Here is a 4,291-nt window from a genome sequence, read left to right as displayed (position 1 = left end):
CATGGTCAGGTGGGTCGTGGCGCCACACTCACAATATACGCAATCCAGGTTACAGGTCTTGTGGGGCACAAGATCCACACCGAGCGAAATACCCAGACGGCGTGATGGAACCGGGCCGAACAGGGTCTTGTATATCATTTTGCAATCAGGGCGCATTGTCTTTTTATCGGCAAATTGAATTGCCACTTGGCTACCATAAAAGGCTATAAACAACAATAACTTATTTAGTTTCAGGGTGTGGATGGCATTTTGGTCGATCATCCAAAACCCGTGTGACCCGTTTGGTATTCTTGCAAAAATGGAACCAACAGCATACAATTCTCGCATTTAAATAGTGTTCGTCCAGAAACGAGGGATTTTGGTCGAGATCAAGGCGCGCGAAAAATTTTATCGCAAGCATATGGTTGATATTCCGAGGATAAAATTTTGAGCGCAACGCAGATATCGGGCAAAATAGCCGTTTATGGATGGACACTAAATAATTTAGAAAGGCTGGCATCAATTTGGTTATGATTGGCAAAACCAACCCGGGCAGGCGATCGCTGACCATCATCACCAGCCACGTAAATGCTGATTTCGATGCCATGGCCTCAATGCTTGCCGCCCAGAAGCTTTACCCAGACGCGTTGGTGGTATTTCCCGGATCCCAGGAAAAAAACCTGAGGAATTTTTTCATTCAATCCATGGTCTATCTTTTCAACATCGCAGAACTGGGAAAAATCGACTTCTCAGCGGTTACCAGGCTGGTTCTGGTTGACACCCGGCGAAAGAACCGGATTGGTGAACTGTGCCGGGTCCTGGACAATCCAGAGCTGGAAGTCCATATTTATGATCACCATCCCAAACACGACGATGATATTCGGGCGGACAGAGAATATCATATGTTGACCGGTGCCACGGTGACCATCCTGTCGGACATTCTGCGGGAGAAAAACATCCCCATCACGCCTGAAGAGGCCACCATCATGTGTTTGGGAATCTATGAAGATACCGGATCATTTTCTTTTCCGTCGACGACTGAAAAAGACTTCATTGCAGCCGCGTATCTGCTTTCAAGGGGTGCCAACCTAAACGTTATTTCAAGCATGATCACCCGGGAGTTCAACCCCGAACAAATCGGGCTGCTAAACGATATGATTCAGGCGTCCAGGCACTATGTGATCAAAGGGGTTGATCTCGTACTGACCAGTGTGACCACAGACAACTATTTCCCCGACTTTTCGTTCCTTGTCCAGAAAATGGCCAAAATGGAAAACATCGACGCTATTTTTGCCCTGGGGCAGATGGAAAACAAAGTTTACGTCGTGGCCAGAAGCCGTACGGATGATGTCGACGTGGGTGATATTTTGGACCAAATCGGAGGGGGGGGCCACCCGTCGGCCGCCGCGGCAACCGTCAAGGGAAAAACCATCGCTCAGACTGAGCAGCTGCTTTTCAAGGCCCTTTACGCGAAGATCAACCCCAGACGTCTGGCCCGGAACCTGATGTCTTCACCGGCCATCATGGCAAATGAGGAGACCACCTGCAAGGAAGCCAAGGCCCTGGTGACCCGCTACAACATCAATGCCCTGCTGGTTGCCGAAAGCAGCCCAAACGCCATGGGCTTTACCGGTTACATCACCCGGCAGGTCATCGAAAAAGCATTGTTTCATCACCTGGAGACGATTCCGATCCGCGAATACATGAGCACCGAGATATCCCACGTGCATCCAGATGCAGATGTCGTTGAAATACAGGATAAGATCATCGGGAACAAACAACGAATTCTGCCGGTCGTGGAAGATGGCCAGGTGGTGGGGGTTATCACCCGTACAGACCTGCTCAACACCCTGGTCCAGCAGAATCGGCCCGCAAACCAGGAATTTTCAATCTTGGACGACAAATCCAGCAATAAACGCTTGCGGATGGTGAACAATTTCTTGCGGGAACGTCTTTCCAAACACATGATGAAAACCCTTGTCCAACTGGGTGAAACCGCCAGTCAGTTGGACTGCAGTGCTTACGTGGTAGGCGGATTTGTCCGGGATCTGTTCCTGTACAGAAAAAATGAAGATATCGATGTGGTCATCGAAGGAAACGGAATCGCATTCGCCAAAACATTCGCCCAGGCATTCGGGGCAAGAACCCACACACATCAGAAATTTGGAACCGCCGTGATTATATTCCCCGACGGCTTTAAAATCGATATCGCCTCTGCGCGCATGGAATATTACCAGTTTCCGGCATCACTGCCGGTCGTTGAAATGAGCTCGATCAAGATGGACATGTTTCGCAGGGATTTCACCATTAACACACTGGCCATTCAGCTCAACCCGGGGAAATTCGGCAGGCTCATCGATTTCTTCTCCGCTCAGAAGGATATCAAGGACAAAACCCTGAGGGTGCTGCACAACCTGAGTTTTGTGGAAGATCCAACGCGGGTATTCAGGGCCCTGCGGTTCGAGCAGCGGTTTGATTTCACTATCGGCAAACTCACTTCGAGCCTGATCGACAATGCCGTAAAAATGGAATTTTTCAAGCGCCTTGCCGGCAAACGGGTATATGCGGAGCTCAAGTTGATCCTCAAGGAAGAAAACCCTGCGCCGACTATTATAAGGCTGATGGATTACAATCTGTTGAAGGTGATTCATCCGGGAATAATAATAGAAAGCGATTTAAAGCACCTGCTTGATACCACCAAGAAGGTAACTGACTGGCACGACCTGCTCTTCATTGATGAGCCCTATGAGCGCTGGGCCGTTTTTTTCATGGCCTTGATCCGCCACACCGATCTGCAAACCACGCATGAAATTTGTCAGCACCTGACCATCGCGCCGCGTTATGCCACGATGTTTGGTGAAAACCGCATTCATGCAGCGCAACAGGTCACTCGACTGGAATGGCATAAACGCATCAGCAACGCGGACGTCTACAACCTGCTCAAAGCATTCAAAACGGAAGTGATCCTGTACATGATGGTTTGCACCGGTTCCGAAATCGCCAAAAAACGAATCTCGCTCTACCATACCCGGCTGCGCAATGTGGCCATCACTGTCTCCGGAAAAGACCTATTGGGCATGGGCCTGGCACCAGGCCCCGTATTCAGCAAATTGCTCCAGGCGCTCCTGGAAGCCAAACTCAACGGATTGGTCAAAACCCATGAGGATGAGCTGGCTTTCATCAGAAGCAACATGTCGAAGTTAAAGGGTCGACGGTCGCCGGCCTGACGGATCACATTTTTCTTGATTGCATGCCGCCTTCCGTTTAGTATATCGGGTTTGAACAATAACCGGCGGCAGCCAAACCACCGATCAGGAGATGTATTCATGAGTTCCAAGAAACGAATTTTAAGCGGTATGCGGCCTACCGGCCCGCTGCATCTGGGCAATCTGCACGGCGCGCTCAACAACTGGGTCGGCATGCAGGACGAATACGACTGTTTTTTCTTCATTGCCGACTGGCACGCCCTGACCAGCGACTACGAAAACCCCGGCGCCATTACCGGTTATGTCAATGAAATGATAATCGATTGGCTCAGTGCCGGTCTCGATCCGGAAAAAAGCACCCTGTTCGTTCAGTCGCTGATTCCGGAACATGCCGAGCTGTTCCTGTTTCTTTCCATGATCACCCCGGTGCCATGGCTGGAAAGAAACCCGACCTACAAGGACCAGATCGTTCAGATCGAAAACAAGGACCTTTCCACCTTCGGATTTCTCGGATACCCGGTCCTCCAGGCGGCGGACATAATCATGTACAAGGCCAACGGCGTGCCGGTGGGCATCGACCAGGTGCCCCACGTGGAAATAACCCGTGAAATTGCCCGGCGGTTCAATTTTCTGTACGGCGACGTATTTCCCGAACCGGAAGCCATCCTGACCCAGACATCCAAGATTTTAGGCCTGGACCGGCGCAAGATGAGCAAGTCCTACAACAATGCCATCTACCTTTCCGATACGCCGGATGAAATCGCCAAAAAAGTGTCCCAGATGATCACCGACCCCCAGCGCATGCGCCGATCCGATCCGGGCAACCCGGACGTCTGCAATGTGTTCGAATTTCACAAAATCTATTCGGGCACGGAAACATGCGAGACCATCGACCCACAGTGCCGCAACGCAGAGATCGGATGCGTCGAGTGCAAAAAAATAATGGCCACAAATCTGATCAGCGCCATGGCACCCCTCCACGAACGGCGGGCGCATTTTAAAGCCAAACCCGAACAAGTCAAAGAGATCATCGCCCTCGGCAGCCAAAAAGCACGGGCGGTGGCGAGGGAAACCATGGCTCAGGTGAGGGCGGCCGTACGGATCAA

At 51.0% G+C, this 4,291-nt stretch carries 2 protein-coding genes and 1 pseudogene; 2 read left to right on the top strand and 1 reads right to left on the bottom strand.

Features of this window, described 5'->3' with window-relative positions:
• Positions 1–261, bottom strand: a pseudogene (locus QNK41_RS13420) (hypothetical protein); the annotation flags it as partial.
• 248 nt (positions 262–509) lie between these two features.
• Here QNK41_RS13420 and QNK41_RS13415 point away from each other — a divergent pair.
• Together QNK41_RS13415 and trpS are read left to right on the top strand one after the other, a co-directional pair.
• On the top strand, positions 510–3,206 hold the full coding sequence (locus tag QNK41_RS13415; RefSeq protein ID WP_319257748.1) for a CBS domain-containing protein: 2,697 nt from the start codon (positions 510–512) through the stop codon (positions 3,204–3,206).
• 99 nt (positions 3,207–3,305) lie between these two features.
• On the top strand, positions 3,306–4,291 hold a 986-nt coding region (gene trpS / locus QNK41_RS13410), incomplete at its 3' end, for a tryptophan--tRNA ligase (protein ID WP_319257746.1).

The organism is Desulfosarcina sp. (assembly GCF_033791525.1).
In the GTDB taxonomy this organism is placed as follows: domain Bacteria; phylum Desulfobacterota; class Desulfobacteria; order Desulfobacterales; family Desulfosarcinaceae; genus Desulfosarcina.
This window is presented reverse-complemented; position numbering and strand designations above follow the sequence as displayed.